The sequence below is a fragment of the Microbacterium sp. NPDC055988 genome, from assembly GCF_042269505.1.
Classification (GTDB): domain Bacteria; phylum Actinomycetota; class Actinomycetes; order Actinomycetales; family Microbacteriaceae; genus Microbacterium.
On record NZ_JBHJXY010000002.1, the window covers coordinates 55,531 to 73,651 of the forward strand.

The following is an 18,121-nucleotide window of genomic DNA, read 5'->3' on the forward strand; positions in this document are numbered from 1 at the left end:
CGCCCTCTACGATCATCTGGTGATCACCGCGCTCGCCCCCGTCCGCTGGTTCCGCGACTTCGGGCGCCCGCCGCGCATCCTCGGCCTGGATGTCGCTCGTGGCTTGGCGATCCTCGGCATGGCCGGCGCGCACATCGGCGAGACCGAGGCCTTCGAGTGGACGAACCCGGCGACGTGGACCGACCTCGTGCACGGGCGGTCGTCGATCCTCTTCGCGCTCCTCGCCGGGGTGTCCATCGCCCTGATGACCGGACGCAGCGTGCTGCCGGAGCCCGAGCGTCTCCCGAGCATCCGCCTGAACCTGGTGGGGCGCGGGGCCGTGATCTTCCTGATCGGACTCGCCCTGGAGATGCTGAACACCCCGATCGCGGTGATCCTCACCCTGTACGGCATCCTCTATGTCGCGGTGATCCCGTTCCTCCGGTGGCGTCCGTGGCAGCTGCTGCTCGCGGCGGCCGTGCTCGCTCTCCTCGGCCCCGCACTGCTCGCGTTCCTCGGTGCCGTGATGCTGCATCCGTTCGGCACCGGGATCGGCTTCGTGCTCTACGGCACCTACCCGATCACGGTGTGGCTCGCCCTCGTGCTGGGCGGCCTGGCGTTGGGGCGGATGCACGTCGAACGAGTGCGCACCGCCGTGATCGCGCTCGCCGTCGGCGTCGTGCTCGCGGTCGTCGGATACGGTCTCGGCGCGATCGGCCAGGCAGCGGGCCTCAGCACACCTGCGGAGTACAGCAGTTCGTCGTTCGTCGACAGCTCGTTCGTCGACAGCTCGTTCGTCGAGAGCGATGGCGGCGCGCTGTCGATGCCGGGCGGCTGGGAGGGGTATCCGCAGGCGCTGGCGGCCTCCGACCCGTTGGGCGCGGTGCTCGCTGCCGTGTTCGCGGTCGAGCCGCACAGCGGCGGCACGGCGGAGGTGCTCGGTTCCGGCGGCTTCGCGCTGGCCGTGATCGCGCTGTGCCTGCTGCTGAGCAGACCGCTGCGGTGGGTCCTGCTGCCCCTGGGAGCGCTCGGGTCCATGCCGCTGACGGCATACAGTGCGCATGTGCTGTCGATCGTGCTCGTCGGCGGCCCCGGAGGTTTCTTCTCCAGCAACGGGTTCTGGGCAGCGACCGCCGTCGGGCTGCTGGTGGTCACGACGCTCTGGTCGATGTTCTTCGGTCGAGGACCGCTGGAACGACTCGTCGGTCGCGGGGCGGCTGCGATGGCACTTCTTCCCCTTCGGGCGGCCTCGACGTCGGATGCCGGTCATAGGCTGGAGCAATGAGCATTCCTGCACTCGAACTGAACGACGGCAATTCCATCCCGCAGCTCGGCTACGGCGTCTTCAAGGTGCCGCCGGCAGAGACCGAGCGCGCGGTGAGCGAGGCGCTCGAGATCGGCTACCGCCACATCGACACCGCCGCGATCTACGGCAACGAAGAGGGCGTCGGCGCCGCGATCGCGGCCTCCGGAATCGCCCGCGACGAGCTGTTCATCACGACCAAGCTCTGGAACGACCGCCACCACGACGACGAGCCGCGCGCGGCCATCGGCGAGAGCCTCGACAAGCTCGGCCTCGAAAAGGTCGACCTGTACCTGGTGCACTGGCCCACCCCGGCCAAGGACGACTATGTGCACGCCTTCGCGAAGCTCATCGAACTCCGTGAGGCGGGTCTCACCCGCAGCATCGGCGTCTCGAACTTCCTCGTGCCGCACCTGGAGCGCACGGTGAAGGAGACCGGCGTCGTGCCGGCCGTGAACCAGATCGAGCTGCACCCCGCCTACCAGCAGCGCGACGTGGTCGCCTGGGCCGACGCGAACGGCGTCAAGATCGAGGCCTGGGGCCCGCTCGGTCAGGGCAAGTACGACCTGTTCGGCACCCCCGCGGTGGCGGATGCCGCAGCCGCGCACGGGGTCACCCCCGCGCAGGCCGTGCTGCGCTGGCACCTGCAGAAGGGGATCATTGTTTTCCCGAAGTCGGTGCGCGCCGAGCGCCTGCGCGAGAACCTCGATGTCTTCGGCTTCGAGCTGACCGACGCCGAAATCGCGGCGATCGACGCCCTCGACCCGCTCGACGGCTCGGGCCGTGTGGGCTCGCACCCGGACGAGGTCAACTGACCCCGGTCACCCGTTCCGGCCCTCGGGCCCACATGACGCCCCGTGTCGCTCCGCGCGACACGGGGCGTCGTCGTGAGTAGCTTCGAGGCATGACAGCTCCGTTCCGCGTCGTGGCCGTGTCGGGATCCCTGCACGAGCCGAGCAAGACGACCGCCCTCGTCCGCGCGATCACGGACGCGATCGCCGATCGTGCCGAGGTCGAGTCGCAGCTCATCGAGCTCACGCAGATCGGCCCGGGCCTGGCCGGCGCGCTCCAGCGCGACCAGCTGCCGCCCGAGGTCGAGGCGCAGCTGCAGGCCATCGAGTCCGCCGACCTGCTGATCGTGGGCAGCCCCGTCTACCGGGCCTCGTTCACCGGACTCTTCAAGCACCTCTTCGACTTCGTCGGCCAGTACGACCTCGTGGGAAAGCCCGTGCTGCTCGCGGCGACCGGCGGCGGGGAGAAGCACGCGCTGATCATCGAGCACCAGCTGCGGCCGCTGTTCGCGTTCTTCCAGGCGCTCACCCTCCCGGTCGGGGTCTACGCGAGCAACACCGATTTCGACGGATACGAGATCGCCTCGGACGTGCTGCAGGCGCGCATCGCGCTGGCCGCCGAGCGTGCCCTGCCGCTGGTCGGCTACGCGGCTGCGCGCCCGGTCGAGCTTCTCGTCAGCTGACCGCGCGCCCTCCCTACGGCGTAGCGTGAGGGCATGACGAACCGGCTCGCCGACACGCTCAGTCCGTACCTCCGCCAGCACGCCGACAACCCCGTCGAGTGGTACCCCTGGGGTGAGGAGGCGTTCGCCGAGGCCCGGCGCCGCGACGTGCCGCTGCTGATCTCGATCGGCTACTCGACCTGCCACTGGTGCCATGTGATGGCGCGGGAGTCGTTCGCCGACCCCGACACCGCCGCCCTCATCAACGACGGTTTCGTCGCGGTCAAGGTCGACCGCGAGGAGCATCCGCAGGTCGACGGCGCCTACATGGCCGCGGCCTCGGCCTTCACACAGAATCTCGGCTGGCCGCTCACTGTCTTCACGACGCCTCGAGGTCGCACGTTCTATGCCGGCACTTACTGGCCGCCGGAAGCCCGTGGTCAGATGCCCGGGTTCCGCGACGTGCTCGCCGCGGTGCGGGAGGCCTGGACGCTGCGGCGCGCGCAGGCCGAGGAATCGGCGGATGCCGTGACCGACGCCCTCGCTCGCGCAGCGGAGTCCACGCCCTCCGACCTGCCCGACGTGGTGGCGATCGCGACGGCGGCGGAGGCGATCGCGCAGCGGGAGGACCGCGTCTACGGCGGCTTCGGCGGCGCCCCGAAGTTCCCCGTCGCCACCACGCTGCGGTTCCTGCAGCATCCGGTGGTGCGTGAGGGTGCCCCGCAGGCGGCGGGGTCGGCGACACGCGCGCTCGCTGCGATGGCGGGTTCCGACCTCCGCGATGCCGACGGCGGCTTCTTCCGCTACGCCACCCAGCGTGACTGGACCGTGCCGCACTACGAGCGGATGCTCACCGACAACGCGCAGCTGCTCGACATCGCGCTGGCCGCGGGGGACGAGTCGACCGTGCGCGGGATCGCCGCCTTCCTGCTCGACGTGCTGCGGCGCGACGGCGGTGGATTCGGTGCCGCGCAGGATTCCGAGTCGACGATCGACGGCGCCCGCAGCGAGGGCGGCTATTACCTGCGTCCCGTCGCCGACCGCGCGGACCTGGAGCCGCCTGCCGTCGACGGCAAGGTGATCACGGGCTGGAACGGGCTCGCGATCGGCGCCCTCGCCCGCGCGGGTGCGGCCTACGGCGAACAGGGCTGGATCGACGCCGCTGCTGCCGCCGCCGACCACGTGCTGCGGGTCAACCGGAACGCGGCGGGTGCGCTCGTGCGCACATCGCTCGACGGCCGCCCGTCCGCCGCCGTCGCGACCCCCGCGGATCTCGGGCTCCTTGCCGACGGCCTGTTCGCGCTCGCGCTGGCGACCGGGGACGCCGAGTGGGCCGTGACCGCACGCGGCATCCTCGACGACGCGCTCGCCGGCACCGGCGGCGACGATCCGCTGCTCTCGGCGCAGGGCATCGCGACATCGCCCGACCAGACCGACGGCGACCTGCCCTCCGATGCCGCAGCCGTCGCCGGAGCCGCGCTCACCGCCTGGTGGCTGGGGACGGGGGACCGGTACCGCGCGGCCGCCGTCGCGACCGTGAGTGCTCTTGCGTCGCGTTCGCTGGAGCAGCCGTTCGCCCACGGCACCCTGCTGCGGGTGGCGGTGGGCCTCGCCCTTCCGCCCCGGCAGCTCGTGGTGACGACGGCCGACCGCGACGGTGCGCTCGCCGCAGCAGCCCGGGCCGCGGATGCCGAGGCCATCGCCGTCGTCACTCCCGCGCAGGCGCAGGCGTTCGCCGCCGCCGGGTTCGAGCTGTTCGAGGGCAAGGATGCGTCCGCAGAGCGCGCCTACGACTGCCGCGCCTTCGTGTGCCGCCTGCCGGTGAGTGACCCGGCGGAGGTCTCGATCTCCCGCTGAGGTCAGCCCTGGTTACGCGGATGCCGACGGGCGGCACGTTCATTGCCGCGGCGGTAGTTCCCGGTCACGCGGGCCATCAGCAGTTGCGTATCGCCCTCGGTGGCCTCGGCGAGGAACTCCTGCGCCCGTGCGCCGCGAAGCACGGTCGCGGTGATCCCGTGGTGGCGGATGACGACGTCGTCACCGCGCACCGCGAACTCGAATCCGGAGGGCTTACCCATACGGCGAGCGTATCGGCCGTCGGCGGTCTCTGACCTCGCCGATGCAGAGTGCACAATCTGCACAGCAATTCGCTGTCGAAGCCCCGCCGGTTGCGCGGGTTGCGCAGCATCCAATGAACCGATTGCCCAGTGCCCGGCATCCGTTCTACTGTTGCGCGACCCCACCCGCGATCACAGCAAGGATGCTCTGACGATGCCCCTCCCCACCCGCGCCGGACTCGACGCCGTTCCCGCGTACCGTCAGGGGCGCTCCGCCCCGGCCGGTGCGTCGAAGCTCTCCTCGAACGAGTCGCCGCATCCGCCGCTTCCTTCGGTCGCCCAGGCCGTGCGCGATCGGGTCGACGGCATCAATCGCTATCCCGACATGAGCGCGGCAGGCCTCCGTGAGCGTCTCGCCGCCCGCTACGGTGTCGACCCCGCCGAGGTCACCGTCGGTGCGGGTTCGGTCGAGATCGCCTCGCAGCTCATCCACGCGGTGGCCGGCGACGGCGACGAGGTCATCTTCGCCTGGCGCTCGTTCGAGGCGTATCCCTCGCTGGTCCGCATCGCCGGGGCCACGCCGGTCGCCGTGCCGCTCGATGCCGACCACGTGCACGACCTCGACGCGATGCTCGCCGCGATCACTCCGCGCACCCGCCTGATCTTCGTGTGCAACCCGAACAACCCGACCGGGACCGTGGTCGGCGCGGACGAGCTGGAGCGCTTCGTCGCCGCCGTGCCGCACGACGTGCTCATGGTGATCGACGAGGCGTATGTGCACTTCGATACGACAGAGAGCCGCGGTGCCGGCATCGAGCTGTTCCGCCGCCACCCGCACGTGGCCGTGCTGCACACCTTCTCGAAGGCCTACGGTCTCGCCGGGCTCCGCATCGGCTATGCGATCGCCCCGGCCGCCGTCGCCGAGAACCAGCGCAAGGTCGCCGTGCCGTTCGGCGTGACCGACCTCGCCCAGACCGCTGCCCTCGCCTCGCTGGATGCCGAGGACGAGCTCGCGACCCGCATCGGCGAGGTCATCGAGCAACGAGAGCGCCTCCACGACGTGCTCACCGCAGCCGGCTGGCCCGCTGTCCGCTCGCAGGCGAACTTCGTCTGGGTTCCGTCCGGCGATCGCACCGCGGAGCTCGAAGACCTGCTTCAGGCAGGAGGCGTGATCGCGCGGGCCTTCGCCGGGGAGGGGATCCGCATCTCCTCCGGCTCCTCGACCGACATCGATCGCGTCGAACAGGCGCTCACCGCATCCACTTCGGAGGCTGCTGCATGACTACCGAACTCCCGCCCACCACCACGACCACCAAGGGTCTGCATCCGGGGCTCACCCGTCGCCAGATCTCGATGATGGGGCTCGGCGGCGCGATCGGCGCCGGCCTGTTCGTCGGATCCGGGCAGGCGATCAGCATCGCCGGTCCCGCCGTCCTGGTCTCGTATCTCGTCGCCGGCGGCATCGTCGTGCTCGTCATGGCGATGCTCGCCGAGATGGTCGCGGCGCGCCCGAGCTCCGGGGCATTCAGCTCCTACGCCCAGAAGGCGATGGGGCGCAGCGCCGGCAGCGCGGTCGGATGGCTCTACTGGATCCAGCTCGTCGTCGTGATCGCCGCCGAGGCGACCGGCGCCGGTGCGATCGTGGCCAACTGGACGCCGGGCATCCCCGCCTGGGTGTGGGTGCTGATCTTCGTCGTGGCGCTCACCGCCGTGAACCTGTTCGGCGTGCGCAACTACGGTCGCTTCGAGTTCTGGTTCGCGGCGATCAAGGTCGCGGCGATCATCGCCTTCCTCGTGGTGGGGGTGTGCGCGATCGTCGGACTCATCCCCGGTGTGCCCGCGACCGGCATCGCGAATCTCGTCGACAACGGCGGCTTCGCCCCGAACGGCATCGCCGGCATCGCGGGCGCCCTGCTCATCGTGGTGTTCGCGTTCGGAGGCACCGAGGTCGTCGCGATCGCCGCCGCCGAGTCGAACGACCCCGCGCACAACATCCGCCGCATCGTGCGCGAGGTGCTCGTGCGCATCCTCGTGTTCTACGTCGGGTCGATCTTCGTGATCGTCTCGGTGCTGCCGTGGAACGACCCCGCGGTCAAGGACGGCCCGTTCTCGGCCGTGCTCGAGACCCTGAACGTGCCCGGCGTCGGGCTCGTGATGGACCTGATCGTGATCATCGCGCTGCTGTCGGCCATGAACGCGAACATCTATGGCGCCTCCCGCATGGCGTACTCGCTGGGCGAGCGTGGACTCGCCCCGCTGGCCGCCACCCGCACGAGCCTCAAGGGGGTGCCGTTCGTCGCCGTGCTCGCCTCGGTAGCCTTCGGCTTCGTGACGGTGGGACTCAACTGGGCCTTCCCCGACGTCGTCCTGCCAGCCCTCCTCAACGTCGTCGGCTCGACGCTGCTCGTGATCTGGACGGCGACGGCGATCGCGCAGATCATCCTCCGCACTCGCGCGGACCGTGCGGGCGAGGAGATGCCGATGCGGATGTGGGGCTTCCCCTGGCTCTCCTGGCTCTGCCTGGTGCTGCTCGCCGCGGTGATCGCACTCGCGATGATCGATCCGACAGCGCGCATCCAGCTGCTGCTGACCCTTGCGCTCACCGGTGTGCTGCTCCTCGTCGCCCGTGCGACCAGGGGCGTCGCCCGGCCCGGCGTGCCGCGGGAGTAGCCGATGCGCATCGATCGCCTCGACGCCCAGCTCATCCGGCTGCTCACCGAGTCGCCGCAGCTGCCGATCCTCGAGGTCGCGCGGCGGCTCGGGATCGCCCGCGGCACCGCGACGAGCCGTCTCGCTCGCCTGCACGAGGGCGGGGTGATCGAGGCGATCGTGCCGCGGGTCGACCCGTCCGGCTTCGGCTATGGCGTCGTCGCGTTCTGCCTGGTCGAGATCGATCAGAAGGTCGGGCACGACGAGGTGGCGACGGCCCTCGCCGACGCGGTGCCCGAGATCGTCGACATGCACACGGTCACGGGGGCGAGCGATATGCAATTGCGGCTGGTGGCGCGGGATGCCACCCGGCTGCAGGAGGTGCTCGACCGGGTCGCGCTCGTGCCCGGCGTCGCGCGCACGGCGTCATCGATCGCGATGCGCACGCACCTCTCCGGGCGCGTGCTCCCGCTGGTGGATCACGTCGCGACGGACGATCCCGTCTAGCGCCTCACACCCAGCCGGGCAGCCAGTTGTGCAGCAGCCAGAACTCGTACGGCACGCTCATCCCGGTCCACAGCGGCAGGAAGAACGCCGAGACCAGCACGACGAACACGAGGAAGATCATCACCGTGCGCTCGCCGGACTGCCGCCGGTACAACGGGTCCTCGCGCTTTCCGGCGATGATCCGCAGCGTCATCGCCAGCGCGAGCACGAGGAACGGCATCATCACGACCGTGTAGAACTGGAAGATCGTGCGCTCGGGGAACATCAGCCACGGCAGGTAGGTGACGGCGAGGCCCACGAGCGGAACGGTCAGCTCCGGCCCGACCGGCTGTCGCGTGATCCAGCTGCGCACCAGCCGGTAGATCAGGTAGACGGCGGCCGCAACCCCGCCGTACCAGATGAGTGGATTGGGGACGGCGGAGATCACGCCGATGCAGTGATCCGTGCCGCAGCCCGAGGGGGAGGGGTCGACCCAGACGGCGGTCGGGCGCAGCAGCAGCGGCCACTCCCACGCCGGGCTCGCATAGGGGTGCCCGCGGCTCAGGCCGACGTGGAAGCCGAGCATCGACTCGTGGTACTTCCAGAGCGCGAGCAGGGGGTTGGCGTCGCTCTTGCGGTCGTAGCCGCCCGCGGTCACGAGCCAGCCGGTCCAGCTGACGAGGTACACCGCGAGAGCCGGGAAGACGAGCAGCACGAAGGAGACGGGACCCTGACGGAATGCGGCGGCGGTCGGCCAGAGCACCACGCCCGCGCGGCGCCGAGCGAGTGCGTCGGTGACCACGACGTACAGCCCGAAGCCGGCGAGGACGTAGAGTCCCGACCACTTCACCGCGCACGCCGCGCCCAGGGCGAGCCCCGCGGCGACCAGCCAGGGACGCCGCCACAGGACGGGTCCCCAGAACGGGTCGGGTGCGTCGGGGTCGCGTCGCTCGAGCACGGGGATCGTCCGCTGCCGGTCGATCAGCACGAACAGCACGCCGAGCAGGATGAAGAAGGTGAGGATGCCGTCGAGCAGGGCGATCCGGCTCATCACGATGCTGAGCCCGTCGATCGCGAGCAGGGTGCCGGCCACGCTCGCGACGACCACCGAGCCGCTGAGGCGTCGGGCGATCAGATACACCAGCAAGACCGATGCCGTGCCGAAGAGGGCCGTGGCCAGCCGCCAGCCGCCGCTGTTCTCCGGGCCGCCGATCGCCATGCCCAGCGCGATCAGCCACTTGCCCAGCGGCGGATGCACGATGAACGCCCCCTGATCGGAGAGCGGAAGATCCTCGCCGCTCGGGAACGCCTGGTTCGCGCCATCGCCCCAGGTGCCTTCGTAGCCCAGGGTCCACAGCGACCAGGCGTCTTTGACGTAGTAGGTCTCATCGAACGCCAGCTCATGCGGATGGGCGACGCCGATGAGGCGGAGCACGGCGGCCACGGCGGTGATGACCAGCGGTGCGAGCCAGCGGATCGCGCGGCCCCAGTCGGGGTCGAGGAGCACGCGATCGCGGAGTCGTCCGTAGCGCGTCAGCCGTGCCTCGGGTGCGGGGAGCAGGGGCACGGGCGCGGTCACCGGTCCAGCCTAGACAACGCGCCTAAGCTGGGCGGGTGATCATCCTCGCCGCCACTCCGATCGGAAATCTCGGCGACGCGTCCCGCCGCCTGGTGGAGGTGCTGGAGAACGCCGAGGTCGTCGTCGCAGAAGACACCCGCACCACGGTGCGACTCCTGAAGGCGCTGCAGATCGAGAACCGTCCGCGCCTGATCGCGCTGCACGACCACAACGAGAAGCAGAAGGCCGCCGAGCTCGCCGCCCTCGCCGCAGAGACCGACATCGTCGTGATGAGCGACGCCGGGATGCCGACCGTGAGCGACCCCGGCTACGGGCTGGTCGCCGAGGCCGTGGCGCAGGGTGTGACGGTGACCGCGATCCCCGGTCCGAGCGCCGTGCTGATGGCGCTCGCGATCTCCGGTCTCCCCACCGACCGCTTCACCTTCGAGGGCTTCCTCCCGCGCAAGCCGGGGGAGCGCCGCTCGACCCTTCGCTCTCTCGCCGCTGAACCGCGGACCATGGTGTTCTTCGAGTCACCCGCCCGCCTCGCGAGCGCGCTCGCCGACATGGGAGCGGCGTTCGGAGACGAGCGGCGGATCGCGGTGTGCCGCGAGCTCACGAAGCTGTACGAGGAGGTGCGTCGCGGCACGGCATCTGAGCTGGTCGCGTGGGCCGAGAACGGCGTGAAGGGCGAGATCGTCGTGGTCGTCGAGGGTGCAGCCCGCCGGGACGCCTCGCCGGAGGACGCGCTCACCCAGGTGCAGAAGCTCGTCGCCGACGGCATCCGCCTGAAGGATGCCGCCTCGGAGGTGGCAGCCCTCACCGGTCTCTCCTCCCGCGACCTCTATCAGGCCGCGCTCGCCGCCCGCTCCGGAGGGGCGTGACCGTGAGCAAGGCGGCGACCGTGTACGACGTGGCGGATCGGGCTGGTGTGTCCATCGCCACCGTGTCGCGCGTGCTGCGCTCGCCGGATGCCGTGCGCCCGATCACGCGGGAGCGGGTGCTCGATGCCGTGGCCGCACTGGGTTATGTGCCCAGCGGCAGTGCCCGCGGTCTCGCGGAGCGCCGCACCGGGGTGCTCGGGCTGTACTTCCCCGGTTTCGACGCCGCCGAAGACGCTCCGCCGCTGGATGCGCTCTCCGCCGCCGATGCGCCGCCGTTCGCGCTCGTCCGTGATGACGCGGATGCCGACGACGGCCGCACCTCGATGCTCTTCCTCGACGAGGTGCTCCGCGGTGCGGAGCTGGAGGCGTGGAAGCAGGGCTTCGTGCTCATGGTCGGCGTCGGACGCGACGATCCCGACCGGTCGACGGTGCGAGACATGGCCGGCCGCGTCGACGGCCTGATGGTGCTCGCGAGCAGTGTGCCCGACGACGTGCTGGCGCGCCTCGCGCGGCGCATCCCGGTCGTGGTCCTCTCCGGCCCCCCGCGCGGCGATCATTACGACCACGTCACCGTGAGCAACGCCGAGGCGATGGCCGAGCTGACCCGGCATGTCCTGGCCCAGGTGGGGGATGGGCGGATCGCCTTCGTCGCGGGACCGGCGGACTCGCCGGACGGCCAGCAGCGGTGGGAGGGGTTCGCCGCGGCGGTGACGGCTGCGGGGCGGTCCCTCGACGACGTGAGCGTCCTCCGCGGCGACTTCACGCGCGGATCCGGCCGTCGTGCGGCCGAGGAGCTCGCCGCATCCGGTGCACCGGCGGCGCTGATCGCCGCGAACGATCAGATGGCGCTCGGCGCGCTCGACGTGTTCCGCGGCGCGGGGATCCGCGTGCCAGAAGACGTCCTCGTGACCGGGTTCGACGGCATCGAGGCGGCCGCGCTGTCGCGCCCCCCGCTCACCACGATCCGCCAGCCCATGATCGACCTGGGGCGCGCGGCGGTGCAGGTGCTCGCACGGCGTCTGGAGAGCGTGGACGCCGAGCCGGTGCTGGCCCGCCTGCCGCTGCAGATCATCCTGCGCGAGAGCTCGCAGCGCCCTTCCTGACGCCCCGCGGCACGACGCCACTCCGGTGTCAAGGGGTTGCTTTCGAAAAATGTATGCGCTTACAATCACTGAGGCGGCGCGGGCCGCCGGTCATGACAGAGACGACATGAGGTGGCAGATGTCCGGTGGCAGAACACCGAGAGGGCGCGTGATCCAGCGCTGGCGCAGAGCGGCGATCGTGGGCCTCGCGGCAGCAGCGGTCGCACTGAGCGGCTGCAGCATCCAGATCACGTCGCAACCCGATCCGTCGATCGGCGACGACACGATGCTGATCAACGCCGACAAGGGGAACCCGTTCTTCACGAAGAACTTCAACCCGTATCTGACCAACACGCGCACGGCGTCGCGGTGGATCTACGAGCCGCTGATCCTGGTCAACCCGCTCGACGGCACCCAGAATCCCTGGCTCGCTTCCGAATGGACCCAGCCCGACGCCCGCACCATCGTCATGACGATCCGAGACGACGTGGAGTGGAGCGACGGCGAGGCTCTGACCCCCGATGACGTGGCCTTCACGTTCCAGCTGCTGAAGGACAACCCCGCGCTCGACATCAAGGGCGCCTGGCAGCATCTGGAGAGCGTCGAGACCGAGGGCGACGACGTGATCATGCACCTCCAGACCGAGGATGCGCCGTCGCTGCCGATCCTCGGCCAGACCATGATCGTGCCGGAGCACCTCTGGTCCGACGTGAAGGACCCTGCCACGTACCGCAACGAGACACCGGTCGGGACCGGGCCGTTCGTGCTGGGCAACTACAACGACCAGCAGTACTCGATGGACCGCAACCCCGATTACTGGCAGGCCGACAAGATCGAGATCGAGCACATCATCCTGCCCGCCACCAACTCGCAGCTCGACACCGTGAGCCGCGGGTACGACTGGGCCTACTCGTTCATCTCCGACGTCGAGGGCACCTGGGGTGCCGCGAGTCCGGACAACAAATGGTGGTTCCCGCCGGGCGGCGTGATCGCGCTGATGCCGAACCTCGAGGTCGCCCCGTTCGACGACGTGAACGTGCGCCGAGGCATCGCGCTCTCCCTCGATCGCGAGGAGATCGCCGAGACCGCCTCTGAGGGCTACATGAAGCCGGCCGGTCAGACCGGACTCATCCTCCCGAACCAGGAGGAGTACCTCGACCCGAGCATCCCCGACGGCGGCATGATCACCCAGGATGCGGACGCCGCGCTCGAGTCCTTCGAGAAGGCCGGTTACACCCTCGACGGCGACCGGCTCGTGGACGCCGACGGCGAGCAGCTCGAATTCGCCCTCACCACGGCCAACGGCTTCACCGACTGGACCAGGGCCGCGCAGACCGTGCGCAGCCAGCTCGCCGAGGTCGGTGTGAAAGTCACGCTCAAGCTCCCGCAGCCCGCGGGCTACCAGAGCGCGATCAGCAACGGCGACTTCGAGATGGCGATCGGCGGCATGGGCAACGGCGACGTCTACCAGGCGTACAACAACCTGCTCTCGAGCGAGTTCTACGTGCCGTCGGGAGAACCGACCGCGAACAACTTCGAGCGCTACCGGTCGGATGAGGTCGATGCGCTGCTGGCCGAATACCGCGAGACCGTCGACACGACCCGCCAGGCGGAGATCGTGAAGGAACTGCAGGGCATCGTCTACGACGAACTGCCCGTGATCGGCCTGTACTACGGAGGGATCTGGGGTCTGTTCAGCGACGCCAAGTTCACCGGCTGGCCCAGCGAGGAAGACCCGTACATGATTCCCCAGAACTACGACTCCGCGCCGCTGGGCATCTTCACGCGGCTCGAGCGAGTGAAGGAGGACGACAAGTGAAGTACGTGCTCCAGAAGTTCGGCCTGTTCGTGCTCACCCTGTGGGCCGCGGTCACCCTGAACTTCTTCCTCCCGCGCATGATGCCGGGCTCCCCGGCGGATGCCGCCATCGCCAAGCTGTCCCAGAACGGGCCGGTGTCGGATGCCACGCGCGCCGCCATCGAAGCCCAGCTGGGTGTGCCGACGGGTTCGCTGTGGGATCAGTACATCGCCTACCTCGGCCAGGTCGTCCGACTCGACTTCGGCGTCTCGTACACCTTCTATCCGCAGTCGGTGTCGAGCATGGTCTCGACCGCACTGCCGTACACGATCGGCCTCGTCGGCATCGTCACGATCCTCGCGTTCGTGATCGGCACGCTCATCGGAGTGGCGGCCGCGTGGCGCCGAGGCACCTGGCTCGACACGCTGCCGACGCTGACCGGCTCGTTCCTCAGCACGTTCCCCTACTTCTGGACCGCGCTGCTTCTGCTGTTCTTCTTCGGCTACGTGCTGCACTGGTTCCCGACCACGGGCGCCTACTCCGCGACGACGACGCCCGGATTCACGTGGGAGTTCCTCGGCGACCTGCTGAGCCACGCGTTCCTGCCGGCCCTCACGATCCTGCTCACCTCCCTCGGCGGCTGGATCATCGGGATGCGCAACGCCATGATCAACACGCTCGGTGAGGACTACATCACCTTCGGCGAGGCGAACGGCCTTCATGGCCGCACCATCGCCCTCCGCTACGCCGCACGCAACGCGATCCTGCCGAACCTCACCGGCTTCGGGCTCACGCTCGGCGGTGTCGTGGGCGGATCGATCCTCGTCGAGCAGGTCTTCGGCTATCCCGGCATCGGATACCTGCTCTTCAACGCCGTGATCGGGCAGGACTACCCGCTCATGCAGGCGCTCTTCCTGATGATCACCGTGAGCGTGCTCATCGCCAACTTCCTCGTGGACATCCTCTACGGGGTTCTCGACCCGAGGACACGCCGATGACTTCCACCATGAACGTCAAGATCCCCGCCGAGCGCATCGCCGCGCCCAGCCCGTGGCGCGCCTTCGGGCGCATGGTCGCCACCCTCTGGTCGAACGGCAAGGCCCGACTCGGCCTCTGCATCCTCGCCTTCTTCGTGCTGGTGGCAGTGTTCGCCCCGGTGCTCGCTCCCTACGGCGCGAAGGACAACGGCTTCGAGCGCAACGCCGACGCGTCCTGGGAGCACTGGCTCGGGACGACGGCCGCGGGGGAGGACGTGCTCAGCCAGCTCATCTTCGGCGCGCAGGTCAGCCTCCTGGTCGGCTTCGCCGCCGGCATCCTCTCCACCATCGTGGCCGTACTGATCGGCCTCAGCTGGGGGTACATGCGCGGTTTCCTCGGCGAGGTGGTCGGCTTCATCGTCAACCTCTTCCTCGTGATCCCGGGCCTGCCTCTCATGATCGTGATCGCCGCGTACCTGCAGAACGGCGGCATCCTGATGATCATCGCCGTGATCGTGGTGACCGGCTGGGCATGGGGCGCTCGCGTGCTCCGCAGCCAGACCCAGTCGCTCCGGGGCAACGACTTCGTCACCTCGGCGCAGTTCTCGGGTGACAGCCGGACGCGCATCGTGTTCCGCGAGATCCTGCCGAACATGACGTCGATCATCGCCGGAACGCTCTTCGGAGCGGCGACGGCGGCGATCCTCGCCGAGGCGGGGCTGGAGTTCCTCGGACTCGGCGACTCCAGCATCGTCAGCTGGGGCACCATGCTCTACTGGGCGCAGAACTCCAACTCCCTGCTCACCGGTCAGTGGCTGCTGCTGTTCGCCCCGGGTCTGTGCATCGCACTGCTGGCTCTGAGCCTGACACTGATCAACTTCGGCGTGGACGGCATCTCCAATCCGCGCCTGCGAGAGGGGAAGGGCCGATGACCGCCATGGCACCCGAGACGACAACCACGGGCCACGACATCCTGCTCGACGTGCAGGGGCTCTCCGTCGAATACGCCTCACCCGGAGCGACGCCGGTCGCCGCCGTCCACGACGTCTCGTTCTCGCTGCGTCGAGGGGAGTTCGTCGGACTGGTCGGCGAGTCGGGGTCGGGCAAGTCGACACTCGGCTTCGCGCTCACCCGGCTGCAGAAGCCGCCGGCGCGCATCAGCGGAGGCCGCATCCTCTTCGGAGGGCGCGACATCCGCGAGTTGGATGCCGAGGAGCTGCGTCGTCAGCGTCAGGGCGGTTTCGCCATGGTGCTGCAGTCGGGCATGAACGCACTGAACCCGGTGCGCACGGTGGGCAACCACTTCCGCGACATCTTCGCCGCCCACGGCCACGTGCCCAAGGGCGAGCGGGATGCGCGGGCCCGCGAGCTCATCGGCAAGGTCGGGCTCGACGCATCGGTGCTCGCCCGCTACCCCGGGGAGCTCTCCGGCGGCATGCGCCAGCGCGCCTCGATCGCGCTCGCGCTTTCGCTCGAACCGCAGCTCATGGTGTTCGACGAGCCGACCACCGCGCTCGACGTGCTCGTGCAGCACGCGGTCATGGACACGATCAAGGACCTGCAGCGGGCCGAGCAGTTCACGGCCATCCTCATCAGCCACGACCTCGGCATCGTGCTCGAGGCCACCGATCGGGTGATGGTGATGCACGAGGGACGCATCGTGGAGGACGCGCCCAGCATCGACATCCTGCAGCGGCCGCAGGACGAGTACACGCGGATGCTCCTGAGCCACTACGCCGATCCGCGGGCGAAGACCCTGTCGATTCCCGGCTTCGTCGACCTCGGCACACGGCGCAGCGAAGGCCGTGCCCGCACCGATATCACCGAGACCCTGCCGACCGTGTCGTCGCGTGATTCGCGCCGTGCGGACGCGGCGATCGTGGTCGACGGGGTGTCGAAGCACTACCCGGCTCCGCGCCGTGGGCAGGAAGCGGTGACGGCGGTCGACGACGTGTCGTTCCGGCTGGAACCGGGGGAGGCGCTGGCGCTCGTCGGCGCGTCCGGCTCGGGAAAGTCGACCATCGCCAAGATGCTCACCGGGGTGGAGAAGCCGACCTCCGGCACGGTCCGCTTCGGCGACACCGACGTGGCCACGCTCAAGCGCCGGGGGCTCCGTGACCTGCGCAAGGACGTGCAGATGGTGTTCCAGGATCCGTATGCGGCGCTCAACCCGCTGCACACGGTCGAGTACGCCCTCACCCGCCCGGTCATGAACTACACGAAGCTGCGCGGACAGGAGGCGCGGGCTCGGGTGCTCGAGCTGCTGGAGACGGTCGGCCTGACCCCCGTGGAGCAGTTCGCGGCGAAGCTGCCGCATCAGCTCTCGGGTGGACAGCGGCAGCGCGTGGTGATCGCCCGGGCGCTCGCGAGCGACCCGCAGGTGCTGATCGCCGACGAGCCGGTCTCGATGCTCGACGTCTCGCTCCGCGCGGGCGTGCTGGCGCTGCTGGAGGATCTGCGCGAGCGATGGGGCATCAGCATGCTCTACATCACGCACGATCTGCTGAGCGCGCGACTGGTGACGCAGAACATCCTGGTGCTCAACGGCGGCCGCGTCGTCGAACGCGGCGAGACCGCCGAGGTGCTGCAGCATCCGGAGGACCCGTACACGATCCAGCTGCTGGACGCCGTGCCCAACCCCGCGCGAATTCACTGATCTTCCCGACTTCATCCACAAAGAAAGGAGCACTCGTGCTCGCATTCCCCGACGGCTTCCTGTGGGGTGCCGCGACAGCGGCCCACCAGGTGGAGGGCAACAACACCACGAGCAACTGGTGGGCGATGGAACACGCGCCCGGCTCGCCCATGGTGGAGCCCTCCGGTGACGCCGCCGATCACTTCCACCGCTACCCGGAGGACATGCGGCTGCTCGCCGCCGCGGGGCTGAACTCCTACCGGTTCTCGGTGGAGTGGGCGCGGATCGAGCCCGAGCGCGGCTTCGTCTCCCGGGCGATGCTCGACCACTACCGCCGCATGATCGACACGGCCCGCGAGAACGGGCTCGACCCCACGGTCACGCTCATGCACTTCACGGTGCCGCAGTGGTTCCAGAAAGACGGCTTCTGGCGCGCGGATGACGCGGTCGACCTGTTCGCCCGGTACGTCGAGACCGTGCTCCCGATCCTCGACGGCGTCGAGTACGTGTGCACGATCAACGAGCCGAACATCGCTGCGATGCTCGCCGGGGGAGAGGATGCCGCGAACCTCGTGGCCTTCGGCCTCCCGAACCCCGACCTCGCCGTGGCCGACACCCTGCTCGATGCGCACCACCGTGCCTCCGAGATCCTGCATGCGGTGCCCGGGGTCAAGGCCGGATGGACGATCGCCACGCAGGCGTTCCACTCCACCGGCGAGCCCGGCGCCGACGAGATGCTCGCCGAGTACGGTGACCCGCGCGACCACTGGTACCTGGATCAGTCGGCCGGCGACGACTTCGTCGGTGTGCAGGCGTACACGCGCACCTTCATCGGTCCGGAGGGTCCGCGCCCGGTGTCTGACGATGTCGAGACGACGCTGACCGGCTGGGAGTTCTTCCCCGAGGCGCTCGAGATGGGTGTGCGCAGCGCGTGGGAGCGCAGCGGCGGGGTGCCGGTGCTCGTGACCGAGAACGGCATCGCGACCGCCGACGACACGCGCCGCATCGCCTACACGCAGGGTGCGCTCGAGGGGCTGCACCGCGCGATCTCCGACGGCATCGATGTGCGGGCGTACCAGCACTGGAGTGCGCTCGACAACTACGAGTGGGCCAGCGGCTTCGCCCCCACGTTCGGCCTGATCGGCTTCGACCGCGAGACCTTCGTGCGCTCGCCGAAGCCGTCGCTCGCCTGGCTCGGGGAGGTCGCGCGCCGCAACGCGCTCTGACTTCTGAGCATCCGCGTCCGCTGGTGCCTGCACC

General features: G+C 69.6%; 16 protein-coding genes. 14 read left to right on the forward strand and 2 right to left on the reverse strand.

What is annotated here, in order from left to right:
* The first annotated feature begins 19 nt into the window (after positions 1–19).
* The 4 genes from ACFC14_RS17430 (at position 20) to ACFC14_RS17445 (ending at position 4,592) form a co-directional block, all read left to right on the forward strand.
* Positions 20–1,264 carry a heparan-alpha-glucosaminide N-acetyltransferase domain-containing protein gene (locus tag ACFC14_RS17430; RefSeq protein ID WP_376107423.1) on the forward strand — a complete coding sequence of 415 codons (1,245 nt, stop codon included), beginning with the start codon at positions 20–22 and terminating at the stop codon, positions 1,262–1,264.
* Positions 1,261–2,097 carry an aldo/keto reductase gene (locus tag ACFC14_RS17435; protein WP_376107425.1) on the forward strand — a complete coding sequence of 279 codons (837 nt, stop codon included), beginning with the start codon at positions 1,261–1,263 and terminating at the stop codon, positions 2,095–2,097. Before ACFC14_RS17430 ends, ACFC14_RS17435 begins: the two co-directional genes overlap by 4 nt.
* Positions 2,098–2,186: 89 nt before the next feature.
* Complete coding sequence (gene msuE, locus ACFC14_RS17440) at positions 2,187–2,756, forward strand: FMN reductase (RefSeq protein ID WP_136040848.1); 570 nt, start codon at positions 2,187–2,189, stop codon at positions 2,754–2,756.
* 33 nt (positions 2,757–2,789) lie between these two features.
* Positions 2,790–4,592, forward strand: coding sequence for a thioredoxin domain-containing protein (locus ACFC14_RS17445; RefSeq protein ID WP_376107430.1), 1,803 nt, complete (start codon positions 2,790–2,792; stop codon positions 4,590–4,592).
* A 2-nt stretch (positions 4,593–4,594) separates the two neighbouring features.
* Here the strand turns inward: ACFC14_RS17445 and ACFC14_RS17450 are convergent, their stop codons facing one another.
* Positions 4,595–4,813, reverse strand: coding sequence for a hypothetical protein (locus ACFC14_RS17450; protein WP_376107432.1), 219 nt, complete (start codon positions 4,811–4,813; stop codon positions 4,595–4,597).
* A 193-nt stretch (positions 4,814–5,006) separates the two neighbouring features.
* On the opposite strand from ACFC14_RS17450, the gene hisC reads away from it, so the two are divergent.
* Genes hisC through ACFC14_RS17465 form a run of 3 tightly spaced genes read left to right on the forward strand, consistent with a single transcriptional unit; the run spans position 5,007 to position 7,948 of the window.
* Positions 5,007–6,074: a histidinol-phosphate transaminase gene (gene hisC / locus ACFC14_RS17455; RefSeq protein WP_376107435.1), complete on the forward strand. Its 1,068-nt coding sequence runs from the start codon at positions 5,007–5,009 to the stop codon at positions 6,072–6,074.
* Positions 6,071–7,462 carry an amino acid permease gene (locus ACFC14_RS17460; RefSeq protein WP_376107438.1) on the forward strand — a complete coding sequence of 464 codons (1,392 nt, stop codon included), beginning with the start codon at positions 6,071–6,073 and terminating at the stop codon, positions 7,460–7,462. The genes hisC and ACFC14_RS17460 overlap by 4 nt, the downstream gene beginning before the upstream one ends.
* A 3-nt stretch (positions 7,463–7,465) precedes the next feature.
* Positions 7,466–7,948: an Lrp/AsnC family transcriptional regulator gene (locus ACFC14_RS17465; RefSeq protein ID WP_376107441.1), complete on the forward strand. Its 483-nt coding sequence runs from the start codon at positions 7,466–7,468 to the stop codon at positions 7,946–7,948.
* A gap of 4 nt (positions 7,949–7,952) precedes the next feature.
* Here the strand turns inward: ACFC14_RS17465 and ACFC14_RS17470 are convergent, their stop codons facing one another.
* Complete coding sequence (locus tag ACFC14_RS17470) at positions 7,953–9,506, reverse strand: dolichyl-phosphate-mannose--protein mannosyltransferase (protein ID WP_376107443.1); 1,554 nt, start codon at positions 9,504–9,506, stop codon at positions 7,953–7,955.
* A gap of 35 nt (positions 9,507–9,541) precedes the next feature.
* Here ACFC14_RS17470 and rsmI point away from each other — a divergent pair, with 35 nt between their 5' ends.
* The 7 genes from rsmI (at position 9,542) to ACFC14_RS17505 (ending at position 18,087) form a co-directional block, all read left to right on the forward strand.
* Positions 9,542–10,369, forward strand: coding sequence for a 16S rRNA (cytidine(1402)-2'-O)-methyltransferase (gene rsmI, locus ACFC14_RS17475; protein WP_376107446.1), 828 nt, complete (start codon positions 9,542–9,544; stop codon positions 10,367–10,369).
* The gene (locus ACFC14_RS17480) at positions 10,366–11,472 is read left to right on the forward strand and encodes a LacI family DNA-binding transcriptional regulator (protein ID WP_376107448.1); all 1,107 of its coding nucleotides are present in this window, start codon (positions 10,366–10,368) and stop codon (positions 11,470–11,472) included. Before rsmI ends, ACFC14_RS17480 begins: the two co-directional genes overlap by 4 nt.
* Before the next feature lie 148 nt (positions 11,473–11,620).
* On the forward strand, positions 11,621–13,270 hold the full coding sequence (locus tag ACFC14_RS17485) for an ABC transporter substrate-binding protein (protein ID WP_376107451.1): 1,650 nt from the start codon (positions 11,621–11,623) through the stop codon (positions 13,268–13,270).
* Entirely contained in the window at positions 13,267–14,247 is a 981-nt protein-coding gene (locus tag ACFC14_RS17490; protein ID WP_021199908.1) for an ABC transporter permease, read from the forward strand. The genes ACFC14_RS17485 and ACFC14_RS17490 overlap by 4 nt, the downstream gene beginning before the upstream one ends.
* Positions 14,244–15,158: an ABC transporter permease gene (locus tag ACFC14_RS17495; protein ID WP_136040841.1), complete on the forward strand. Its 915-nt coding sequence runs from the start codon at positions 14,244–14,246 to the stop codon at positions 15,156–15,158. Before ACFC14_RS17490 ends, ACFC14_RS17495 begins: the two co-directional genes overlap by 4 nt.
* Positions 15,155–16,882 (forward strand): ABC transporter ATP-binding protein, encoded by a 1,728-nt coding sequence (locus ACFC14_RS17500; RefSeq protein ID WP_376107455.1) that lies wholly within the window; start codon positions 15,155–15,157, stop codon positions 16,880–16,882. Before ACFC14_RS17495 ends, ACFC14_RS17500 begins: the two co-directional genes overlap by 4 nt.
* 35 nt (positions 16,883–16,917) lie before the next feature.
* The gene (locus tag ACFC14_RS17505) at positions 16,918–18,087 is read left to right on the forward strand and encodes a glycoside hydrolase family 1 protein (RefSeq protein ID WP_376107458.1); all 1,170 of its coding nucleotides are present in this window, start codon (positions 16,918–16,920) and stop codon (positions 18,085–18,087) included.
* Positions 18,088–18,121: the final 34 nt, after the last annotated feature.